Genomic DNA, 20,124 nt, shown 5'->3' on the forward strand with positions numbered 1-20,124 from the left:
TAGCCATTAGCCATTAGCCTCGTTCCCACAGCTCCTGCCTGGGAACGCCATTAGCCGCCAGTTTAACAAGTTTTAAGTGGAATTTTAATCTCAAACTCTGCCCCTTTTCCGGGTGAAGAAAAACACTGTAACGACCCTTGATGGCGTGAGGTGATAATCTGATAGCTAATCGATAAACCCATGCCAGTTCCTTGACCAACTGGTTTAGTTGTAAAAAAGGGGTCAAATATTCGCTTTTGGACAGTTTCTGTCATGCCCGACCCATTATCGGCAATGCGAATTACCACCCAATTATTATCTAAGTAGGTACGAATGCGAATGGTTGGTAATTGGTAATCGGGAATTGGTAATTGGTAATTGGTATTTTCTTGTTCATCACCCTCGTTCCCTGGATCCGCCTGGGAATGCCATGACGTATTACCCTCTGACAAAGCATCAATTGCATTACTCAAAATATTTATAAACACTTGATTGAGTTGTCCGGCATAACATTCGACTAAAGGTAGGTTACCGTATTCTTTGATTATTTCAATAGCCTGACGGTTAGGTTGAGCTTTCAGCCGATGTGACAAAATCATCAAAGTGCTATCAATACCATCGTGAATGTTAACTGCTTTCATTTCGGCTTCATCCATGCGGGAGAAGTTACGGAGAGACAAAACAATTTTCTGGATGCGGTCTGCCCCGAACTTCATGGATTTGAATAATTTGGGCAAATCATCTAACAAAAATTCTAGCTCTATGGCTTTGCTCCATTCAATAATTTCTGGGTGGGGATTGGCATAGTGTTTCTGGTAAAGTTCGACTAGGGAAATCAGATCTTGGATGTATTCATCGGCATGGGTAAGGTTGCCGTAGATGAAGCTAGTGGGGTTGTTAATTTCGTGAGCAACTCCGGCAACGAGTTGTCCCAAACCAGACATTTTTTCGCTTTGCACCAGTTGAGCTTGCGTGCGTTGAAGTTCTCGCAATGTTTGCTCTAACTCGAAGGCTTGTTGCCTTAACTGTCCTTCCGATTCCCGCAAGGCTGCTTCTGCTTGTTTGCGTTCGGTGATGTCTTCAGTAATTGCTAACAGATATTGGGGGTTACCTTCTGCATCTAAAATCGCTGTTTTCTTGGTGTGTAATATGCGCGATTCTCCGGTGACGGTTTGGATGGTTTCTTCAGGGATATCCAGAATTTTCTTGCTTTTGAGAACTTCCCGATCAATGCTAGTGAAAAAGTCGGCTTGTTCTTTGGGGAAAAAGTCATATTCATTTTTGCCCAAGGCTTGTTCTGCGGTTAAACCCAGCACCTCTTCTGCGGCTGGATTCCACAAGACAAACCGTAATTCTTCCGCGTCCTTGGCTATCACCCCAACTGGCAGAGTATTTAAGACGGACTGCAAAAAATTTCGGGTCTGTTGTAATTGGGCTTCTACCTGTTTGCGATCTCTAATATCGCGGATAATAGTAGAAATAAACTCAACTTCTCCCGTTTCTGACTTGTGTACCATAATCACTTGAGAAACGGGAATTTCTTGCCCATTGCGATGCAAAAGAACAGTTTCACCCGACCAAGTTCCCTCTTGCAAGGCAATCGACATTGCCTTTTGCGTTGCTTCTAGTGCGGCGGGTGCAACTAAGCTCATGCAATGAATGGTTGAGATGTCTTCATCCAATTCCAACCCCACCATTTTGCGTCCAGCTTGATTGATGTATGTATGATATCCGTTAGCATCAGCAACGCCAACGAAGTCGGTGGTTGCTTCCAGAATGGCAACGAGTCTTTGCTGTTCTTTTTCGGCAATTTTGCGGAACCTTCGCGCAGCTTGCTGTTCGCTAATATCGCGCACGATACCCTGAAAACCAACCACATTGCCATCGGTGTCTTTAATCGGTGAAGTATTAGCTATCATCGAACACCAACTACCATCTTTCCGTAAGGCGCGAAATTCTAGCCCTGCTTGCTTTTGACCAGTTGCTACAATCCGAGCCAAAAAGGCGTAACACCTCGGCAAATCATCCGGATGGATTAGGGGTGCAAACGACTGTCCTAGAAACTCCTGGGTGTCATATCCCAAAATATCGGTGAAATTAGGAGCGAGATAAGTGAATAATCCGTCTGTGGTGAAAGAGAAAATCAAATCGTTGGCATTTTCTACAATGCTGCGGAACTTGGCTTCACTGGCGGCTAATGCTGCTTCGGCGGCAATGCGATCGCTAATATCCCGCGCCATACCAATCAAACCGATAATGTTTCCTTCCCCATCGCGCCAAGGACTTTTAGTGGTGAGATACGTCTTTATTTTATCCTTGTACGGTAAAAATTCTTCAATCGTCTCGGACAAGCCTGTATTCATAATTTTCAAGTCATTTTCTCTCATTTGAAGCGCTGTTGATCTGGGGAATATTTCCGCGTCTTTCTTATTAGTCATTTTCTCTATAGATTTGCCAATAAAATCGGCAAACGCCGAATTTATCATCACGTAGCGTCCCTCAATATCTTTAACAAAAACGACATCGGGGGTGCTTTCAATCACCGAGTGCAAGAGGTTATAATTGTGCTGTAGTTGGGCAAGATCGGCTTTGCGATCGCCTATTTCTCGCCAAACTACATGAAGTATTTGCTTTCCATCTACTGCGATCGCCGTGAGTAAAACTTCTACCCAAAAATCTTCTCCATCCATGCGGCGATGCACCCACTCAAACCGATGGCTGCCTTTTTGCAATGCCGTTTCAATCATTTCCTCCGCTTTCTCGAATGAACCACGACCATCGGGTTGAGTTAACGGCGAAATCTCAGACGGATGCAGGGATAATAACTGCTCTTTATTGGCGCAGCGCATCATTTCAACGGCAGCTTGATTGCAGTCTGTAAACACTCCCCCATCAAAAATTAAAATGGCATCGGCTGATTTTTCAAACAGTTGTCTCAGTCTTGCTTCTGCTTTTTCCCGTTCCCGAATTTCTTGCTGTAACCTAGTAACTGTCTGCTGTAATTCGGCAGTGCGTTCAACAACTCTAATTTCTAATTCTTCCTTAGCCTGTTGCAGCGCTAATTCTGCCTGTTTGCGCTCTGTAATATCCCTAGCAATCCCGCAGACGGCGTAAGGCTGACCGTCAGCGTTCAAAAGCGGGAACTTGAGGGAAATGTAGGTGTGTATTCCATCTGATTGCGGCGCTACCTCTTCTAATTCGATTAATTTGCCGCTGGCAAAAACTTGCAGATCTATTTGTCGGAAAGCATCTGCCGCTTCTGGCGGAAAAAGATCGTAATCGGTCTGACCCCGAATCTGTTCGCGGCTGATGTTAAACAAAGTCTCGAACTGCTGATTTATTAATAAATAAGTGCCGTTTGTCTGCAAATATTCCTTGACAAAAATACAGGCATTTGTATGATCAACGATGGTTTGCAATAGTTGCTGACTGTTATGCAACTCTTGTGGGAGTTTCTGCGATATAGGGTACATAAACTCAACTCTTTAATTAATCTGTGTTTTTTTGGCATCAGTTGATGCTCTAACTCTCAACCCACTTGACTTAATTGGCTTGGGAAGTAGGAACAGAGTTTTTTTAGACTTAGAGAATAGTCTGGCAGCGTGAAAGCCCACTGGCTTTTAGTAGTGGGATGAAACGCGACACGGGCAGCAGTCTTCTGTTGTATGGTATAATCCCACTACTGTTACAGGCTGAAAAACCGCTAGGACCTGCCCGACAAATATGGCCCAAACAGTGCCACAGGACAGCCTATGGCGATAACTCGTAAAACAGCTAGGTAATACGCAACCGATTGCGACAACCCAAAAAGATTTCGCTGTAACGCAGGTACAGTAGGGCATACCGAAACTTCTGCTGCAATGCAGAAAACCCTTGGAAAGCCAACCTTAAGTGGGCATCTAGATAGCAAGTGATATTCTAGTAAGCTCGGTTGGGACATGATGTGTAAGACCTCAAGTATGGGCAACCAGAACGGGGCAATACCAGCTCAAGAATCCCACGACTTTAGCGACGTAAGCAGCGCAGTCATGGGATTGTCCATTAACTATTAAAGTACCCAGTTCAAGTCCCAAATCAACAATTGCACTGCACTAAAAGTACCTACAGCGCGATCGCCTGATGCTACAAATGAGGCAGATTGGGAAGTAATCTCTTCTCCTCGTTCCCCCATATTCGCTAAATATTGCCATGAACGGGAATAGCAGCGCCTCTCACATCTTTAGCTGCTTCAGACGCTAGGAAACAAATGACTGGCGCTAAAGATTCCGGTTTTACCCACTTAGAAGCATTTTCTTCACCCATTGCTTGTCGGTTGCTGGGGGTGTCGATGATGGTGGGTAGGACGATGTTGGCGGTGATGTTAGTGTTTTTGGTTTCGTCTGCGATCGCTTGCGTCAATGCTACCACTCCCGCTTTAGACGCGCAGTATGCTGCCATTTGTCCCCCCGGTTGTACGGCACCCCGCGAAGTGACGATGGGTCCGTAGCGATTTTGTACCATTTTTTTCAGGCTGTGCTGACAAACTAAAAAAGTACTATTCAGGTTTAAATCAAGCTGTTGTTTCCAATCTGTAAAGCTGTATTCGTGAGTTTTACCGATCGAAAAACCACCCACGAGGTGAATTAGCACATCCACCCGTTCCATGCGGTTAATTAAGTTCTCTACCGAACCTTCATCGGTGAGATTGCTAGGTATAAATTGAATCTTGTCAAAATCCTTCGGCGTTAGAATCCCCTTGAGGAAAATTGACATAAGGAATCGTTACCGATGTTGCACCTTGGGCGAGAACTGTTGGCGTCACGCCCAACCCCAGTCCGCCAGTACCGCCAGTGACTCATACATGCTTATCTTTCATCGTTGTTTGGTTCTGTCACATCCCATTTTCCACATACCGCGACATGGGATAGTAAAATTCAACAGGATAGCTGATGGAGTTTCTCATGTCTGAACAGTTTTCGGCTCAAGTAAGCGATTCGCTACGCGACGGCGTTGCCGAACGCATTTGCGCCCACATGAACGACGACCACGCCCACGCGGTATTACTTTATGCCAAAGCATTCAGTAATTTAACAGATGCCACTGCCGCCCAGATGTTATCCATCGACTCGGAAGGCATGGATTTGAAGGCACAGGTGAACGGGGAAGCCGTAACCGTCCGCATCCAATTTGACCATGTATTAAAAGATGCCGAAGATGCTCACCATACGCTGATTGAGATGGTGAAACAGGCGAGGACGCAGGCAAAAATCTAGGATCGGGGTGGGTATGCGATCGCACGCCATGATTCGGAGGAAAAGGTGCGATCGCTCAAGATATTTCAATTAGCTCCCCCAACTTGTCCGGCGTCTATTCGTTGATCGTGTGCTTCACTCACCACAAGTTATTGACAATATATCACTTGTATGTATATGCCAAAGCAGCCGTTCAACTAGCTTTTGCTTGCTCGTTGGAAGACGCAAGCAGCAGCGAGTCGTTCCAATATCGCTCGACCAAGCACTGCCAGATCGCTGATAGGCATACACTGAATTATGAACTGCTCCCTGAGTTTGGAGGAAACTCCAAGATTGGGTTGAGCGCCAGGGAAACCCAAAAATTTGAGGCTAACAAATTGGGTTTCGTTGCTCAACCTAACCTACAAGCTACACCCAATTAAACAAAACAATTTGAGGCTAACTAGCAATCAGTTTTAAGTCAGAGTTAGCACTTCAATCCCATTTGAACAGCCTTTTCTTTCGTCTGTACCAAAAATGCTTCTACAAGCGGTTTTCCCAACAGCATCAACGGTTGTACAATTCCTTCACCTGCCATTTCTGGAGTGCCAGCGTTGAAAGGCGGTTCCGGGTTTCCAGCATTAATTGAGTCATCTTTGCGACATCTTCTCCGCATAATAAACTGACCAGAGTCAACCCAAAGTCAATACCTGAAGTTACCCCAGCACCCGTAATTCGATTGCGGTCGATCGCAACTCGTTCGGGAACAACTTCAACCCCTAACATTGCTAGTTGATCGCGAAATGCCCAGTGACAGGTTGCTTTGTAACCTTGCAGCAAACTCGCCGCCGCCAGAATTATCGACCCCGTACATACGCTAGTGACATACTGTGCTTTTGCTCCTTGTTGTTGCAAAAAAGCCAAAATTTCAGCATCTTTCATCACCTCCACTTGCCCAAATCCACCACCAGGAACGCAAATAACATCCAGGGTTGGACAATTTTCGAGTGTTGTTGTCGGAACAATAGTCAAACCTTCATTGCTGGTAATAGGCGTCAGGTTTTTCCACAGGAGATGCATCTGCGTGTTGGGTGGAAAGGCAAGAACTTGATAAGCTGCCATGACATCAAGTTGAACGACACCTGGATAGATCAGAAATCCTATTTGCAGTTGCTGGTTTGTCATGCAGTTGCTCTACTTGTTGCTTAATTTTGTTGCTTGTGGAACGATTGTAAATAGGGTTGCTGCCCTTGGATAGTCCTCAAGTGGGTACACTTCGCTGCAATGATGGCTGGTTCAATACATACTCTGTTTCATGCGATCGCCACTGCTCAAACTGAGCAAGAACTACGGTTTAGATTTATGGACACCGTAGAGGAACACTTTGGAGTACAACGCTGGGGTATTTATCTTTTGAATCAGCAGAACCACTTAGCAAGTTTCGATGTCAAGGGCGTTTCCGAGGCTTTTGTTGAGCGATATGAAAAAATTGGACGCTCTGTCGATCCGGTGTTGAAATATGTTCTGGAACACCACGTTCCAGCTCATGAAGAGTTAATGCTACCAAGAGGCAGTTGGAAGCAAAGCGAACTCTACCAACGCTGTTGTTCTGAGTACGACCACGCCCACATTATGACTGGACCAATTGTTGGTAATGGGCAATTAATTGGTACAGTTCATTTTGCCCGCGTTGGTGATACGCCTGCGTTTAACTCACAGGATTTAGTCAAATTAAGTGCAGTTTGCACGCATTTATCAACTTGTCTTGCAGCGTTACTAGCAAATAAACGCGACCCCAATCCATTAGCAAAACGGCTGACTCTGCGAGAACTACAAATCGCCGATTTAGTTGCCAAAGGGTTGACCAATGCTGAAATTGGCAAAGAACTTTGGATTACCCAAAATTCAGTTAAACAAGCTCTGAAGCGGATGTTTAGGAAGTTGGAAGTCTGCTCCCGGACGGAAATGGTAGCAAAACTAACAGATCTAGAATAGCGTATTATAGCGGTTTGCAACTTGGTAAAATACACTTATAGCCATTTTCAGTTAAATCAATGGGGGGTAGGGGCACGGCATCAATAAGTTTTCTCGCCAGCTCAAAGGTTTTCTCCTGCCGTGCCCCTACTACTTATATCGCCACGCGCCCACTTGACAATTTCGATCAGTTTCTCTTTTCCTTCTGCGATGAACTCTACCTTCGATTTTCACCACTAAAGGGCTACCCCACTCACCAAAAGTTATTGACAATATATCACTTATATGAATAGGCACTAGAAGCAGTTCAACTAGCTTTTGCTTGCTCGTTGGAAGACTTAGCAGCAGCCGCGAGTCGTTCCAATATCGCTCTACCAAGCACTGCCACGTCACCGATCGGCATACACTGAATTTTCTTGAGCATATCATTCAAATCCACAGGTTCTGGCAGCCGCTTCCCTTCGAGGTAACAAAGTAGCTCTTCCATCGTGAAGCCTGCTCTAACTGCAATTTGAGCCAAATTCTCTGTATCTGGGATAGTCTGCCCCTTTTCCCACAGTTGCACCGCAGTCGCAGAGACTCCCAAAAGCTTACCAAACGCTCGCTGACTCATCTCGCCACGCGCCCGTTTGACAATTTCGATTAGCTTCTCCTTTCCTTCTGCGTTCACAGTACTGTTCTAGTTCACGCTCCCAAAGACTCAGATACCTCAGAAAATCTATCCGCCACAGCTCGACCGATCATCGCTACCTGAGACAGGGGCATGACTTTAATTTTATTCAGAATTTGATTGATCTCAGAAGGGTCAGACAGGGGTTTACCCTCCAAAAAGCCAAGTAGCTCTTCCAAGGTATAACCCGATCTCGCAGCTATTTTCGCCAAATTTTCGGTATCGGGAACTGTATCACCCCTTTCCCAAAGCTGAACTGCTGTAGCAGAAACTCCCAACAGCTTGCCAAAAGCTCGCTGACTCATCGCACCACGAGCCTTTTTCACGATCGCAATCAGTTTATCTCTACCTTCGATGTTCACCACTGGAGGGCTACCCCACTCACCAAAAGTTATTGACAATATATCACTTATATGAATAGGCACTAGAAGCAGTTCAACTAGCTTTTGCTTGCTCGTTGGAAGACTTAGCAGCAGCCGCGAGTCGTTCCAATATCGCTCTACCAAGCACTGCCACGTCACCGATCGGCATACACTGAATTTTCTTGAGCATATCATTCAAATCCACAGGTTCTGGCAGCCGCTTCCCTTCCAGGTAACAAAGTAGCTCTTCCATCGTGAAGCCTGCTCTAACTGCAATTTGAGCCAAATTCTCTGTATCTGGGATAGTCTGCCCCTTTTCCCACAGTTGCACCGCAGTCGCAGAGACTCCCAAAAGCTTACCAAACGCTCGCTGGCTCATCTCGCCACGCGCCCGTTTTACAACCTCGATTAGCTTCTCCTTTCCTTCTGAGTTCACAGTATCGGTCAATACTTTAGCATACTTATAAGTTTACTTGCTTGTTATTAAATCTATGTTTATGCATTGACAAGCCAACTTTTTAGCCTTAATCTATAATTACACTTTTAATTGAAAAGTTTCCTTTTAACTTCTAACTAACAGAGTTAGCTGGGATAGTTATAAGCCGAGAACAACTTAGTTTTAGAGCGATCGCTCACCAATGAGGATACCATGAATACGCGCAAAACTCGCAAAACACGCCAAACGGGACAAAGCCTAACTGCTGCTGGCAAAATCCACCCCGAAAAGTGGAACATCTCGCCACAAGAAGCAGCGTTTGCCCTCAAAGCGCTGGGTATCCCCGTCAAAGAAGTGAGAAAAGTCCGCTGTCTCCCCCATCAGGTTTGCGTGTCTTTCTGGAACGAACAAGACAAAGCGTGCAGTTCGTTTTTCAGCTACCGAGCTTTTCCCACTTGGCAGCAAGCAGTAGAGCAACTAATTGCCACCACTCAAACTATCCCACAATTCGAGTATTTGGAACAGATCGTTGAATACGACCTAGTACAGTTTCCTTACCCGGTAGAAATGGCAGACGCCATCTGGGATGCTCTAAAAAACCGCCAATACGAACTTTTAGCCGCCAAACGAGCAGCCGAAATAGAACAAAGCCTAGCCGCAAAACCCGCCCTTTCTTTGGCAAGTTAGCGCTAAAGTCTTGACAAAATATTATTCGTTAGTTAAACCCAATCTAGCCCGCGCTTCTGCTGCTGAAACAGTTTTTGTTTGCTGTCCGCGCTCATCAAGAAACGCCATAAATTCCTGATTTTGGCGGGTTAACTCAATTTCTCGATCGAAGTCATTAACCTCAGCCAAAATAAACTCTACACCATCAGGAGTTCGCAGAATTAGATTTTGATGTCTGGCTTCTGTCAGAAGGGTAGCTAACGATACTGAATCCAACGAAACATCGATAACCTTCATAGGTTAAACTCCTTTCCCCGGACATAAAGTTTGTTGTGTTCTTTAAAGCCCACAACCTCAATTTTAACTACTCTGACGATTTCAGGACTTGCTTCACTGATAACATCATAGAATACCCGGTACTTGCCAATCCGCTAATTTTTTAGCCCAACCTATATAAATAATCTCACCCGCTTGCTCAAGGGCAAAGTATATAGCGGGTGAGTTAAGTAAATTATGTTGTTCTGTGAGAGGAAGAGAATGTAAAGTTAAAGGATTAACTTGCAAAAATTCTTGCATTTTAATTACCTTTGACTCTAACGGCACTAAGTTTAGCCTCGCTTATCTTAGTGCCATTTCCTTTGAGTCTTCCTCTGAAATTTTCACTCTAATTGCATTACGACCCAGAAGCCGCCAGTTCAGCCAAGCGTTCCTGCTGGTCTTGACTAATGCAAGCTTGAATAACTGGCTCCAAGTCACCTTCCAAGACCGTAGCCAGAGTGTAATTCTGATTCAAGCGGTGATCGGTGGCGCGGTTATCTTTATAGTTGTAAGTGCGGATCTTTTCCGAACGGGAACCCGTACCGACTTGCATCAGCCGCATCGACCTTACTGCTTCCTGTTGTTCGCGCAGCTTCATTTCATAAAGCTTCGCCCGCAAAATCTGCATCGCCCGTTCTTTGTTTTGCAGCTGAGAGCGCTCTTCCGTACAGAAAATGCGAATACCCGTCGGTTTGTGGAACAAGTCAGCCGCTGTTTCCACCTTGTTGACGTTTTGTCCGCCAGCACCGCCGGAACGAGCGGTTTTCATTTCAATATCCTTCGGGTCGATATGCACTTCCACCTCATCGACTTCCGGCATGATCGCCACGGTAGCCGTTGAAGTGTGAACCCGTCCCCCCGCTTCAGTTACGGGCACGCGCTGCACGCGGTGGACTCCAGCTTCAAATTTCAGCTTGCTGTAAACTTGGTCGCCCTGAATTTCCAGCACGGCTTCTTTAAAGCCGCCCATCTCAGCTAGCGACTCGCTCATCAGTTTCACTTTCCAACCTTGAGTTTCGGCGTAGCGCGAGTACATCCGCAGTAAGTCACCCGCCCAGATACTTGCTTCATCCCCACCCGTCCCGGCTCGAATTTCCAACATGATGTTTTTATCATCATTCGGATCGCGGGGCAGAAGTAAGATCTTGAGGCGATTTTCTAACTGCTCTACTTTTTCCTCTAGTTCTTTGACTTCCAGCGATGCCATTTCCTGCAACTCCAGGTCCCCATTTGCTTCTTTGAGGATTTGTTTAGCTCCTACCAGATCGTCGGTGGTTTTTTTCCAATCATCATAAGTATTAACCACTTCTTCCAACGAGGAGCGTGCCTTGGCTACTTTTTGATACTCTTGAGGATCGGAAGCGATATCTGGATCGGCTAATTTGCGGTTGAGTTCGTTAAAGGTTAGCTCAACAGATTTAAGTTTATCTAGCAGGTAAGTTTCAGCCATAGTCAGTTGCCAGTTGTCAGTTGTCGTTGGTTAGAGAGCTTTGAAAATAAGTTAAGCGTCGGTTGTCAGTAGAAGACTACGGACAACGGACTACAGACAAATGACTATCCCGCTACCGTTTCTTTTTGCCGCCAGCACCACCAGCTGGAGATTGGTCGCCACCTTCCAACATGCCGTACTTACGCAGGAAGCGCTCGACGCGACCTTCGGTGTCGATAATTTTTTGGGTGCCGGTGAAAAAGGGATGGTTACCCGACCACACGTCTACGTGCAGTTCTGGCTGGGTGGAACCAACGGTCATCACAACTTGACCGTTGCAGTAAACTTTTGCTTCCGGGTACCACTTAGGGTGAATATCAGGTTTTGGCATTTTGTTCGCTCCTCGACAAATTTTTATGCTTGCTAATTGCTAATTGCTAATTGGTAATTGGTAATTTCAGATTTTAGATTTTAAGAAAGCTCTCCAGCTTAAATCTGCCATCTGCAATCTCCAATCTGAAATCACCCGTATACCATATTTTAACGCTTAGAGTACTGAGGTGCTTTGCGAGCTTTATGCAAGCCGTATTTCTTGCGCTCTTTCGCCCGTGGGTCGCGGGTGAGATAGCCTTCGGTTTTGAGCGGCTTGCGGTTTTCTGGGTCTAATTGACACAAAGCTCTAGCCACGCCCAAGCGAATGGCATCTGCCTGACCTGAGACGCCGCCACCGTGGGCGTTGACGAGGACATCGTATTCATTTTCCAGTCCCAAGGTTTCCAAAGGGGCTTTGGCGAGGGACAGAAAGGCGGTGTTGAACTGGAGGTATAGATCCCCTGGTTTTCCGTTGACTGTCATTTGACCGCTACCGGGCACTAGGCGCACGCGGGCTACGGCTGATTTGCGACGCCCGGTGCCCCAGTACATGACGCGATCGCTTGCTTCTGTTGCTTGCATTATCCTTCTCCTGGAATCGTGTTAATTTTCAATGCTTGGGGTTTTTGAGCAGCGTGGGGATGGTCTGGCCCAGCGTATACTTTCAGCTTGGTAAACAAGCTGCGACCGAGGGAATTTTTTGGCAGCATCCCGCGCACGGCGTGTTCGACTATCCGTTCTGGTATGCGTGCTTGCAATTGAGCAAAAGTTTCGGTTTTCATACCCCCCGGTCTTTGGGAAGTGCGCCAATAAATTTTTTGGGAACGTTTTTTCCCAGTGACCATTACTTTCTCGGCGTTAACAACGATCACGAAATCCCCCGTATCCATATGGGGAGTATAAGTCGGCTTGTTTTTCCCCCGCAAGATCGCGGCTATTTCGCTAGCCAGACGCCCCAATCTTTGATTGGCAGCATCTACAACGTACCACTGTTGCTCGAGGGTATCTTTACTAGGGAGGTAGGTTTTGTTCATCGTTTTCTCTTGATAGTGGTTGGTAATTGGTAATTGGTAATTGGTAATTGCTACCCAGTACCTATTACCGACTATTTATTACCCATTAGCTATTAGCCATTAGCTATTAGCCATTAGCAAAAAACAAATTTGGGCTGGTTGTCAAACCAGATTTCTTTGGCAAATGGAAATTCCGGATAGCCGACCCGCAACAGGCACAAGCCTTGTGGTGGGGCTGCATACTTGACTTCAGACCGCTTTTGGTGTACCCAGAGCGAGGTAAAATTTGACTCTGAGCGATCGCCTCGACCCACCTGAACTAGCAACCCCACGAGTAGTCGCACCATGCCATACAAAAATCCATCGGCTTGAATTTCGATATGAATCAATGGCCCCCTGCGGTAACACTCCACTTCCTGCACTTGTACTTTGGAATGAGAGCGACCAGAATTGGCGCGATGAAAGGCAGCCAAATCGTGGTGACCGATGAGTGGGTTAAGTGCCGCTTGCATCAGCGATTCGTCGAGCGGGGCATAATAATAATGCCAAGCAAAGGGTCGCAGGAACAAGTTCGGTTGCAGGTCTGTATAGATCGTATAGCGATAGCGCCGCCAGCTGGCACTAAAGCGGGCGTGCCAGTGAGAATCTACGGCAGCAGATGCCAGAATTAATATATCTTTCGGCAGTTGAGTATTGAGGATGGCGGCCCACTTGTCGGCAGGGATGGAACTGTTGTGGTCAAAATGAGCCACTTGGGCGGCGGCGTGAACTCCAGCATCGGTTCGACCGGCGCCGTGCAGGGTTACATGTTGATTGAGGATGGCAGAAAGTACTTTTTCTATTTCCTCTTGTACAGTGCGATCGCTCTTTTGCCGTTGCCATCCATGAAAATGAGTGCCCAGGTATTGAATTACCAGGGCGACTCGCTGCTTGGCTGTGATCTGCTGTCCGTTGTCCATTTTGTTGCCAATTGGTAATTGGTAAAAAGGCGATCGCGTAATTCCCATTACCCTCGTTCCCACGGCTTTGCCTGGGAACGCGATTACCCATTACCAATCACCTCAAACCAGTTCAATAATTGCCATTTCGGCATTATCGCCCCGGCGACGGACGGTTCGCAGGATGCGGGTATAGCCGCCAGCGCGATTGCCATAGCGAGCTTTTGCTCCACTTTCTCCTTCATCAAACAGCGCGTGGACGAGATCTTTATCGTAGATATAGCCCAACGCTTGTCTGCGCGCTGCCAAAGAGCCATCCTTGGCTAAACCGATCATTTTTTCGGCCTCAGACCTCACTGCCTTGGCTCGTACTTTTGTGGTTTCGATCCTACCGTGGCGCAGCAGTTGGGTTGTCAGCGCTCTTAAGAGCGCCCGACGCTGGTCTGCTGGCTTACCAAGTTGAGGAACGCGACAACGGTGACGCATAGTGATTGTTAGTTAGTAATTGGTAATGGGTAATCGGTGATTGGTAATTGGTAATGGGTAATCGGTCATTGGTTTTCTTTACCATTACCAATTACCCATTAGCAATTAGCCATTAGGTTTTGCTGCTTTTTCCTGCGGCAAGGTAATTCCTAAGTGTCGCTGTAGGGCTTCACTCACTTCTTCTGCCGACTTTTGACCAAAGTTTTTGATTTCCAGTAAGTCTTCGTAGGTGTAACCCAGCAAATCTGCTACTGTGTTAATCTGAGCCCGTTTCAGGCAGTTATAAGCCCGCACCGAGAGTTGCAATTCCTCAATCGGAATTTGAGGCTCTACATCCCCGGAATCATCTATTTCTGGAGGGATGGTCTTGATGTCTTTGAGTGGGTTGAACAGATCTACCAAGATATTCGCTGCCTGGGAGAGTGCTTCTTCGGGTGACATGCTGCCATTTGTCCAGATTTCCATCAGCAGCCGGTCTTTTTCCCGATCGCCATCGCCGCGAATTTCTTCAACGCTGTAGTTGACTTTCCGCACCGGCATAAAAACCGCGTCGATCTGGAGAAAGTCCAAGGCTGTGGCTTCGTCGTGACCCCGATCTACGGAGCGATATCCCTTCCCGGTTTCTAGCCGGAATTCCATTTCCAGTTTGGCTCCTTGTGCCAAGGTGGCGACGTACTGCGCCGGATCGACCACCTGTACCTCAGAAGACATGTTAAACTGCCCCGCCATAACGATTACAGGGCCGTTGTTTGCCGTGACTTCTAACCGACCAATCTGGGGTTGGGAGGTATAGCTTTTGAAAACTATTTCTTTCATGTTGAGCAGGATTTCCAGCACATCCTCCCGCACTCCCGGAATTGTGGCAAATTCGTGATTCACACCGGCAATGCGAACCGCCGTGACTGCACATCCTTCCAGGTTAGATAGCAGCACCCGCCTCAAAGCGTTGCCAACGGTTGTCCCTTGACCTCTTTCTAGCGGCTCGATTACAAATTTGCTGTATTGACCTCGATTTTTCTCAGTGCTAGACTCGACACATTCAATTTGAAATTGCGCCACAGAGCGATCCCCCTACCCTTTGTGGATTTTGGATTTTGGATGAGCGGATTTTAGATTCATCTGGTTGCACCCCCGAGCGGATGAAACGATTTTGGATTCAAGAAATAACCCCAATATTGCTTTGGTTTTTTGTTTTTGTCCGGTTAACTTCAATCCAAAATCTAAAACCTAAAATCTAAAATCTTCTAAACGCGACGCCGCTTAGGTGGGCGACAGCCGTTGTGGGGAATGGGAGTAATGTCCCGAATTAGAGTAATTTCCAATCCAGTACCCTGAAGCGCTCGAATCGCGGTTTCGCGGCCTGCTCCCGGCCCGCTGACCATTACTTCTATCTGCCGCATTCCGGAGTCCATCGCTCTGCGAGCTGCTCCTTCGGCAGCCGTTTGCGCTGCAAAGGGCGTTCCTTTTTTGGCGCCCTTGAAGCCGCTAGACCCGGCAGAAGCCCAGGAGATTACATCCCCATTTTGATCGGAAATTGTGACTATGGTGTTGTTGAAGGTTGATTGGATGTAGGCTATCCCGTTGGGTACGTTCCGCTTTTGCTTCTTGGCACCAGTTTTTTTGGTTACTTGTCGCGCCATATCGGTTTATCTGCTTCGGTTTTAACTTGCTTGCTAGTTGTAGTTTGTTCCGCCCAACCTTATTCCAGGCGAAAATCTTACGGTTATTTCTTAGCTGCTGGCTTTTTCTTGCCTGCAACGGTTTGCCTTCTACCCCGACGGGTTCTGGCGTTGGTGCGGGTTCTTTGACCTCGAACGGGTAAGCCCAAGCGATGACGCCGTCCCCGATAGGTTCCGATGTCGATCAGGCGCTTGATATTCATCGCTTCCCAACGTCTCAAGTCACCTTCAACTTGATAGTCGCTTTCTACGGTCGCTCTCAAGGCTGCGACTTCGGCATCTGATAGATCCTTGACGCGGGTGTCTGGATTGATGCCCGTTGTCGCTAAAATTTCTTTAGACCGGGATAGCCCAATTCCGTAAATGTAGGTCAGACCAATTTCGACGCGCTTATCGCGCGGAAGGTCTACACCGGCAATCCTTGCCACGCTTTTTTCTCCCTTATTTTGCCTTTGTTTCTATTGACACTCCCCGCGCCTATTGCTACGGGGATTATTAAGACCTCACAGCCTTAATATCCTTATTTCTCAGGTTCCTGTTGCTCTCACCACTGTTGCCACCAGGGCGTGGTGATATGTCCTGACATTGTTTTGGGCGTTCGTGGATTCCCCACGTACCATTTCTCCTGCTAGAAAATAGCTGAATTTACGCGGGTATACAACAGTACATTACATTACAGTGAATCCAGGTTCTACCCTTGGCGTTGCTTGTGCTTTGGGTTAGAACAGATCACCATCACTCGACCTCGCCGCCGAATGACGCGGCATTTTTCACAAATTTTCTTGACAGATGCTCGAACTTTCATGCCTACTGGGCTGCGCTACAAACTAAACATTATATCATTTTTAGTTTTTTTTGTAAGCTAAAAACGTAGCACGAATCGGAATTTTATTTCTTCTTTAGAAATGTTTCGTGCGGGCTTATTTCTTACGCAGGCGGTAAGTAATTCTGCCTTTGCTCAGGTCGTAGGGCGTCAGCTCGACTTTGACGCGATCGCCCGGTAATATTTTGATGTAATTCCGGCGGATCTTGCCGGAGATATGCGCCAAAACGTTGAAGCCGTTATCCAGGTCTACGCGAAACATGGCATTCGGTAGGGATTCTGTTACCGTGCCTTCCATTTCAATCAAATCTTGTTTAGACAATGTATTTTTTCCTCAACTCGGTGGGTGGTGCTTGCCAGGGTTATTGGTTTTTCACCCCAGCCTGTTAAAAGGCATCTGAATCAAAGCTCAGACACCCTTAACAGATTTTATCAAATTGTGCGACAAAAAGGGTGAAACGGCTCTTGACTTTTACCCTATTTCAACCATCGGATGGAATTATTTTGCGATTGGGGCAAGGATAATCCACCGGGCAAGTTGAGTTTATAGATCGATGGCGTCCTTGAGTTGTTCGGTGACTTCCGACATTGAGCGATCCCCATTGACAGCGGTAAGCTTCATTCGTTGGCGATAAAAATCGATCAGGGGTTCGGTTTGTTCGCGATAGACTTCTAGACGACGGCGAATCACTTCTTCGGTATCATCGGCACGGCCTTCTTTTTTGGCGCGTCCCAACAGGCGGGCGATCAAAACTTCATCTGGCACTTCCAGACTGAGGACGCGATCGCATTCTTGATGCATATCCAACAGCAAAGCTTCCAAAAAACCCGCTTGAGTACAATTCCGAGGAAAGCCATCGAGTATCCAACCTTGGGCGGCATCGCTTTGAGACAGGCGATCGCGCATCATATCTAAAATCAAGCTATCCGGAACCAACTCGCCTTTTTCCTGGTACGACTTGGCTTTTTGACCCAAAGGCGTGCCTTTTGCTACCTCATTGCGTAAAATATCCCCTGTCGAAATATGAGGAATTTGGCAAATTTCGGCTAAAATCTTGGCTTGAGTTCCTTTTCCTGCTCCTGGCGGCCCCAAAAAAATCAATCGCGTCACTCTTGTTTCACCATTCCTTCGTATCGCTGGGAAATCACGTATGTTTGAATTTGTTTTGCTGTATCAATGGCCACACCAACCAAAATCAATAGAGAAGTTGCCCCTATCCCTTGAAAGGTTCTGATATTAGTGGCGCTTTCAACAGCAGTAGGTATGATAGCCACTGCTCCCAAAAAGATTGCTCCCAAGAAGGTCAAGCGATTCAACACCCGCTCTACATACTCGCTGGTGGTGCGACCGGGACGAATGCCGGGAATGCTAGAACCCATCTTTTTCAGATTTTGCGCCAAATCGACCGGGTTAACGATCAAAGAGGCGTAGAAATAACTGAAAAAGACGATAAACAGCAGATAAAACACGACGTGCAGTGCCGTTCCCGGAGCCAATAAATTGGCAATTTGAATCACAGTTGGATTGGGAAATACCTGAGCCAGAGACGTGGGAATAATCAAGACAGCCGAAGCAAAAATAATCGGCATTACGCCGCCTTGATTTAACCGCAAAGGTAAATAGCTATTTTTTTCCAGAAAAACCTTCCGTCCCACCTGCCGACGTGCCGAAATAATCGGGATGCGGCGAGCGCCTTCTTGGACGAAAACGATGCCAACAATTGTCACCAGGAACACGACCAGCAGGATGATGATTTTACCTACCTGTTCCCTGCCACCACTTTCAGCCAACCTGATCGTGTCCCCCAAAGATTTAGGTAAAGCCGACACAATGTTGAGGAAAATCAACAACGATGCCCCGTTACCGACACCCCGTTCGGTAATCAATTCCGACACCCACATGACAAACATCGACCCTGCCGTCAGCGCCAATGTTGTCTTGACGACGAACAAAAATCCCGGCTCTTGTGCGTAGGGGGCAATTAAGCGAGCGGAAATGAATGTACTTTGCAGAAATCCCCATCCCAAAGCCACATAGCGGGTAATCTGAGAAATCTTCCGCCGTCCGGCTTCGCCCTCATTTTTCTGTAAGTTTTCTAAACTGGGGATGGCTTGTGTCAGCAGTTGGACGATAATCGAAGCATTAATGTAGGGCAAAATTCCCAGAGCAAAAATGCCCAAGGTGAGGAAGCCGCCGGTGAAAATGTCCAAAAATCCAATTAACGGATTATTTTGCAGGCTTGCAGCAAAGGCGGCTCGATCAATTCCTGGCATTGGCAGGAAAACGCCCAGGCGTACCAAAACGAGCAGCCCAATGGTGACAAGCAGCCGACTTCTCAGTCCAGCTGCTTGAGCCATCTGCATAAAGGTTTCCTGAGCTGTTGGGGCTTTATTTTGACTAACCATATAAAAGGGACCTCTACGCGATCTGGGCCACTATCTGCAGCACAAAAAGCCCTAACCCTTAGCCTTCTTCTCGATGATTTCGCAAGTTCCGCCAGCCGCTTCGATTTTGCTGCGAGCGCCTGCCGTAAATGCTGCTGCTTTTATGTTTAGGGGTACAGAGAGTTCTCCATCTCCCAAAATTTTCAGCGGACCGTCATTGGTTGTGACAATGCCAGCTGCGATCAAAGAGTCCAGGGTTACTTCTGTATTAGCAGGGAGTGATGCCAGCTTACTGACATTGATCGTAGTGTATTCGCGACGATTAATGACAGTAAAGTGCTTTAACTTGGGGATGCGCTTGTATAGGGGCTGTTGACCACCTTCAAAACCGGGTCTAGTACTGCCACCGGAACGAGCTTTTTGACCCCTCATCCCTTTACCGGCGCTGGCGCCTTGTCCGGCGGAAACTCCCCTACCTAGTCGGCGGGGGCGTTTTTTAGAGCCAGCCTTTGGCACGGCATCGTTTAGTCTCATATTTTTGTTTGTCCTTGTTATATCGTGCAGATTAGATCAACCCGCCCACATCAGTTACGATTGAGGGCGGCTAACTGCTGGCTGAGCATAGAGATTTTCCACGGGGATACCGCGATCGCTGGCAACATCAGCAAAGGTTCTCAGGGTTTCTAGGGCGTTGATCGTCGCTCTAGCGTTATTGAGCGGGTTATTTGAACCCAACTGTTTGGCTAATATGTTGCGCACCCCAGCCAGTTCTAAAACCGTGCGGACGGCACCGCCTGCAATTACCCCCGTACCTGGGGCGGCGGGTCGCATCATCACCGCAGCGCCACCGCCGCTGCCTTTGGCTGGATGGGGAATCGAGTTGGCCTTAGTCAGGGGCACATCAACCAGGTGTTTTTTGCCGTCGGCGACGCCTTTTCTCACCGCACCGATGACGTCGCTGGCTTTACCAACACCGACGCCTACTTGTCCGCGTTCGTTACCGACGACGACAATAGCGCGGAAGCTGAGTTTTTTACCGCCTTTAACGACTTTGCTTACCCGACGAATTTGGATAACTCGCTCTTGCCAGGCGGATGTTTCTTTTTCCCTTGTACGGCTGCTGGCTTTTTTACGACGTTCTCGTTGTTCTGCCATAGTTTTTCCTTTGGTAGTTGGTAATTGCTAATTGCTAATTGCTAATTGCTAATTTTCTTGGGTTTATTAGCCATTAGCCATTAGCCATTAGCCAAATTAGAATGCTAATTGCTAATTTTCTTGGGTTTATTAGCCATTAGCCATTAGCCATTAGCCAAATTAGAATGCTAATTGCTAATTTTCTTGGGTTTATTAGCCATTAGCCATTAGCCATTAGCCAAATTAGAAT

The 20,124-nt window shown here is 47.0% G+C and carries 25 protein-coding genes and 2 pseudogenes; 4 read left to right on the forward strand and 23 right to left on the reverse strand.

Annotated elements, in window-relative coordinates:
* Positions 1 to 62: 62 nt before the first annotated feature.
* The gene (locus MiSe_RS23495) at positions 63 to 3,452 is read right to left on the reverse strand and encodes a PAS domain-containing sensor histidine kinase (protein WP_226585417.1); all 3,390 of its coding nucleotides are present in this window, start codon (positions 3,450 to 3,452) and stop codon (positions 63 to 65) included.
* Positions 3,453 to 4,155: 703 nt separating this feature from the next.
* Positions 4,156 to 4,792, reverse strand: a pseudogene (gene fabG, locus MiSe_RS23500) (3-oxoacyl-ACP reductase FabG).
* Positions 4,793 to 4,919: 127 nt separating this feature from the next.
* Here fabG and MiSe_RS23505 point away from each other — a divergent pair.
* Entirely contained in the window at positions 4,920 to 5,231 is a 312-nt protein-coding gene (locus MiSe_RS23505) for a DUF2470 domain-containing protein (RefSeq protein ID WP_226585419.1), read from the forward strand.
* A gap of 131 nt (positions 5,232 to 5,362) precedes the next feature.
* Complete coding sequence (locus tag MiSe_RS23510; RefSeq protein WP_226585420.1) at positions 5,363 to 5,632, forward strand: hypothetical protein; 270 nt, start codon at positions 5,363 to 5,365, stop codon at positions 5,630 to 5,632.
* 44 nt (positions 5,633 to 5,676) lie between these two features.
* Here MiSe_RS23510 and MiSe_RS23515 read toward each other — a convergent pair.
* Positions 5,677 to 6,374 (reverse strand): annotated as a pseudogene (locus MiSe_RS23515) (DJ-1/PfpI family protein).
* Between the two features lie 102 nt (positions 6,375 to 6,476).
* Between MiSe_RS23515 and MiSe_RS23520 the strand changes: the two are divergent.
* Positions 6,477 to 7,184, forward strand: coding sequence for a LuxR C-terminal-related transcriptional regulator (locus MiSe_RS23520; protein WP_444980539.1), 708 nt, complete (start codon positions 6,477 to 6,479; stop codon positions 7,182 to 7,184).
* 286 nt (positions 7,185 to 7,470) lie between these two features.
* On the opposite strand, the gene MiSe_RS23525 is transcribed toward MiSe_RS23520, so the two are convergent.
* The 3 genes from MiSe_RS23525 to MiSe_RS23535 form a co-directional block, all read right to left on the reverse strand.
* On the reverse strand, positions 7,471 to 7,833 hold the full coding sequence (locus MiSe_RS23525) for a helix-turn-helix domain-containing protein (RefSeq protein WP_226585426.1): 363 nt from the start codon (positions 7,831 to 7,833) through the stop codon (positions 7,471 to 7,473).
* A gap of 14 nt (positions 7,834 to 7,847) precedes the next feature.
* Positions 7,848 to 8,195 (reverse strand): helix-turn-helix domain-containing protein, encoded by a 348-nt coding sequence (locus MiSe_RS23530; RefSeq protein WP_444980540.1) that lies wholly within the window; start codon positions 8,193 to 8,195, stop codon positions 7,848 to 7,850.
* A 73-nt stretch (positions 8,196 to 8,268) separates the two neighbouring features.
* Positions 8,269 to 8,631, reverse strand: coding sequence for a helix-turn-helix domain-containing protein (locus MiSe_RS23535; RefSeq protein WP_444980541.1), 363 nt, complete (start codon positions 8,629 to 8,631; stop codon positions 8,269 to 8,271).
* Between the two features lie 213 nt (positions 8,632 to 8,844).
* Between MiSe_RS23535 and MiSe_RS23540 the strand changes: the two genes are divergently transcribed.
* Positions 8,845 to 9,318, forward strand: a complete 474-nt coding sequence (locus MiSe_RS23540) for a hypothetical protein (RefSeq protein ID WP_226585432.1) — start codon at positions 8,845 to 8,847, stop codon at positions 9,316 to 9,318.
* 21 nt (positions 9,319 to 9,339) lie between these two features.
* On the opposite strand, the gene MiSe_RS23545 is transcribed toward MiSe_RS23540, so the two are convergent.
* The 17 genes from MiSe_RS23545 to rpsE all read right to left on the reverse strand — a co-directional run bounded on the left by MiSe_RS23545 (position 9,340) and on the right by rpsE (position 19,895).
* Positions 9,340 to 9,594: a hypothetical protein gene (locus MiSe_RS23545; protein ID WP_226585434.1), complete on the reverse strand. Its 255-nt coding sequence runs from the start codon at positions 9,592 to 9,594 to the stop codon at positions 9,340 to 9,342.
* Positions 9,595 to 9,699: 105 nt separating this feature from the next.
* Positions 9,700 to 9,873: a hypothetical protein gene (locus MiSe_RS23550; protein ID WP_226585437.1), complete on the reverse strand. Its 174-nt coding sequence runs from the start codon at positions 9,871 to 9,873 to the stop codon at positions 9,700 to 9,702.
* A 97-nt stretch (positions 9,874 to 9,970) separates the two neighbouring features.
* Complete coding sequence (prfA, locus tag MiSe_RS23555) at positions 9,971 to 11,065, reverse strand: peptide chain release factor 1 (RefSeq protein WP_226585439.1); 1,095 nt, start codon at positions 11,063 to 11,065, stop codon at positions 9,971 to 9,973.
* A 112-nt stretch (positions 11,066 to 11,177) separates the two neighbouring features.
* Complete coding sequence (rpmE, locus tag MiSe_RS23560; RefSeq protein ID WP_226585441.1) at positions 11,178 to 11,435, reverse strand: 50S ribosomal protein L31; 258 nt, start codon at positions 11,433 to 11,435, stop codon at positions 11,178 to 11,180.
* Positions 11,436 to 11,584: 149 nt separating this feature from the next.
* Positions 11,585 to 11,998, reverse strand: coding sequence for a 30S ribosomal protein S9 (gene rpsI, locus MiSe_RS23565; RefSeq protein WP_226585443.1), 414 nt, complete (start codon positions 11,996 to 11,998; stop codon positions 11,585 to 11,587).
* Positions 11,998 to 12,450, reverse strand: a complete 453-nt coding sequence (gene rplM, locus MiSe_RS23570) for a 50S ribosomal protein L13 (protein ID WP_226585445.1) — start codon at positions 12,448 to 12,450, stop codon at positions 11,998 to 12,000. The genes rpsI and rplM overlap by 1 nt, the downstream gene beginning before the upstream one ends.
* 113 nt (positions 12,451 to 12,563) lie before the next feature.
* Positions 12,564 to 13,388, reverse strand: coding sequence for a tRNA pseudouridine(38-40) synthase TruA (truA, locus tag MiSe_RS23575; RefSeq protein ID WP_226585470.1), 825 nt, complete (start codon positions 13,386 to 13,388; stop codon positions 12,564 to 12,566).
* 102 nt (positions 13,389 to 13,490) lie between these two features.
* A complete protein-coding gene (rplQ, locus tag MiSe_RS23580; protein WP_226585447.1) occupies positions 13,491 to 13,853 on the reverse strand; it encodes a 50S ribosomal protein L17 in 363 nt (120 codons plus the stop codon).
* A gap of 105 nt (positions 13,854 to 13,958) precedes the next feature.
* The gene (locus MiSe_RS23585; RefSeq protein WP_226585449.1) at positions 13,959 to 14,912 is read right to left on the reverse strand and encodes a DNA-directed RNA polymerase subunit alpha; all 954 of its coding nucleotides are present in this window, start codon (positions 14,910 to 14,912) and stop codon (positions 13,959 to 13,961) included.
* 185 nt (positions 14,913 to 15,097) lie between these two features.
* Complete coding sequence (rpsK, locus tag MiSe_RS23590; RefSeq protein WP_226585451.1) at positions 15,098 to 15,493, reverse strand: 30S ribosomal protein S11; 396 nt, start codon at positions 15,491 to 15,493, stop codon at positions 15,098 to 15,100.
* Positions 15,494 to 15,576: 83 nt separating this feature from the next.
* Positions 15,577 to 15,960: a 30S ribosomal protein S13 gene (rpsM, locus tag MiSe_RS23595; RefSeq protein ID WP_226585453.1), complete on the reverse strand. Its 384-nt coding sequence runs from the start codon at positions 15,958 to 15,960 to the stop codon at positions 15,577 to 15,579.
* Positions 15,961 to 16,223: 263 nt separating this feature from the next.
* A complete protein-coding gene (gene rpmJ, locus MiSe_RS23600; RefSeq protein WP_006618079.1) occupies positions 16,224 to 16,337 on the reverse strand; it encodes a 50S ribosomal protein L36 in 114 nt (37 codons plus the stop codon).
* A gap of 115 nt (positions 16,338 to 16,452) precedes the next feature.
* Positions 16,453 to 16,677, reverse strand: coding sequence for a translation initiation factor IF-1 (infA, locus tag MiSe_RS23605; protein ID WP_006196724.1), 225 nt, complete (start codon positions 16,675 to 16,677; stop codon positions 16,453 to 16,455).
* A 222-nt stretch (positions 16,678 to 16,899) separates the two neighbouring features.
* The gene (locus MiSe_RS23610) at positions 16,900 to 17,466 is read right to left on the reverse strand and encodes an adenylate kinase (RefSeq protein WP_226585455.1); all 567 of its coding nucleotides are present in this window, start codon (positions 17,464 to 17,466) and stop codon (positions 16,900 to 16,902) included.
* Positions 17,463 to 18,761, reverse strand: coding sequence for a preprotein translocase subunit SecY (secY, locus tag MiSe_RS23615; protein ID WP_226585458.1), 1,299 nt, complete (start codon positions 18,759 to 18,761; stop codon positions 17,463 to 17,465). Before secY ends, MiSe_RS23610 begins: the two co-directional genes overlap by 4 nt.
* 51 nt (positions 18,762 to 18,812) lie before the next feature.
* Positions 18,813 to 19,274 (reverse strand): 50S ribosomal protein L15, encoded by a 462-nt coding sequence (gene rplO / locus MiSe_RS23620; protein WP_226585460.1) that lies wholly within the window; start codon positions 19,272 to 19,274, stop codon positions 18,813 to 18,815.
* A gap of 54 nt (positions 19,275 to 19,328) precedes the next feature.
* Complete coding sequence (gene rpsE, locus MiSe_RS23625) at positions 19,329 to 19,895, reverse strand: 30S ribosomal protein S5 (protein ID WP_226585462.1); 567 nt, start codon at positions 19,893 to 19,895, stop codon at positions 19,329 to 19,331.
* Positions 19,896 to 20,124: the final 229 nt, after the last annotated feature.

The sequence above is a fragment of the Microseira wollei NIES-4236 genome, assembly GCF_020521235.1.
Taxonomy (GTDB): Bacteria; Cyanobacteriota; Cyanobacteriia; order Cyanobacteriales; family Aerosakkonemataceae; genus Microseira; species Microseira wollei.

Excerpts from the sequence above, each read along its gene's own strand:
- MiSe_RS23505 (WP_226585419.1), top strand. The coding sequence starts at position 4,920 with ATGTCTGAACAGTTTTCGGCTCAAGTAAGCGATTCGCTACGCGACGGC.
- MiSe_RS23495 (WP_226585417.1), bottom strand. The coding sequence starts at position 3,452 with ATGTACCCTATATCGCAGAAACTCCCACAAGAGTTGCATAACAGTCAG.
- MiSe_RS23540 (WP_226585432.1), top strand. The coding sequence starts at position 8,845 with ATGAATACGCGCAAAACTCGCAAAACACGCCAAACGGGACAAAGCCTA.
- MiSe_RS23545 (WP_226585434.1), bottom strand. The coding sequence starts at position 9,594 with ATGAAGGTTATCGATGTTTCGTTGGATTCAGTATCGTTAGCTACCCTT.
- rpmE (WP_226585441.1), bottom strand. The coding sequence starts at position 11,435 with ATGCCAAAACCTGATATTCACCCTAAGTGGTACCCGGAAGCAAAAGTT.
- rplM (WP_226585445.1), bottom strand. The coding sequence starts at position 12,450 with ATGAACAAAACCTACCTCCCTAGTAAAGATACCCTCGAGCAACAGTGG.
- secY (WP_226585458.1), bottom strand. The coding sequence starts at position 18,761 with ATGGTTAGTCAAAATAAAGCCCCAACAGCTCAGGAAACCTTTATGCAG.
- MiSe_RS23520 (WP_444980539.1), top strand. The coding sequence starts at position 6,477 with ATGGCTGGTTCAATACATACTCTGTTTCATGCGATCGCCACTGCTCAA.
- rplO (WP_226585460.1), bottom strand. The coding sequence starts at position 19,274 with ATGAGACTAAACGATGCCGTGCCAAAGGCTGGCTCTAAAAAACGCCCC.
- truA (WP_226585470.1), bottom strand. The coding sequence starts at position 13,388 with ATGGACAACGGACAGCAGATCACAGCCAAGCAGCGAGTCGCCCTGGTA.
- rpsK (WP_226585451.1), bottom strand. The coding sequence starts at position 15,493 with ATGGCGCGACAAGTAACCAAAAAAACTGGTGCCAAGAAGCAAAAGCGG.
- MiSe_RS23550 (WP_226585437.1), bottom strand. The coding sequence starts at position 9,873 with ATGCAAGAATTTTTGCAAGTTAATCCTTTAACTTTACATTCTCTTCCT.
- rpsE (WP_226585462.1), bottom strand. The coding sequence starts at position 19,895 with ATGGCAGAACAACGAGAACGTCGTAAAAAAGCCAGCAGCCGTACAAGG.
- prfA (WP_226585439.1), bottom strand. The coding sequence starts at position 11,065 with ATGGCTGAAACTTACCTGCTAGATAAACTTAAATCTGTTGAGCTAACC.
- rpsI (WP_226585443.1), bottom strand. The coding sequence starts at position 11,998 with ATGCAAGCAACAGAAGCAAGCGATCGCGTCATGTACTGGGGCACCGGG.
- rplQ (WP_226585447.1), bottom strand. The coding sequence starts at position 13,853 with ATGCGTCACCGTTGTCGCGTTCCTCAACTTGGTAAGCCAGCAGACCAG.
- rpmJ (WP_006618079.1), bottom strand. The coding sequence starts at position 16,337 with ATGAAAGTTCGAGCATCTGTCAAGAAAATTTGTGAAAAATGCCGCGTC.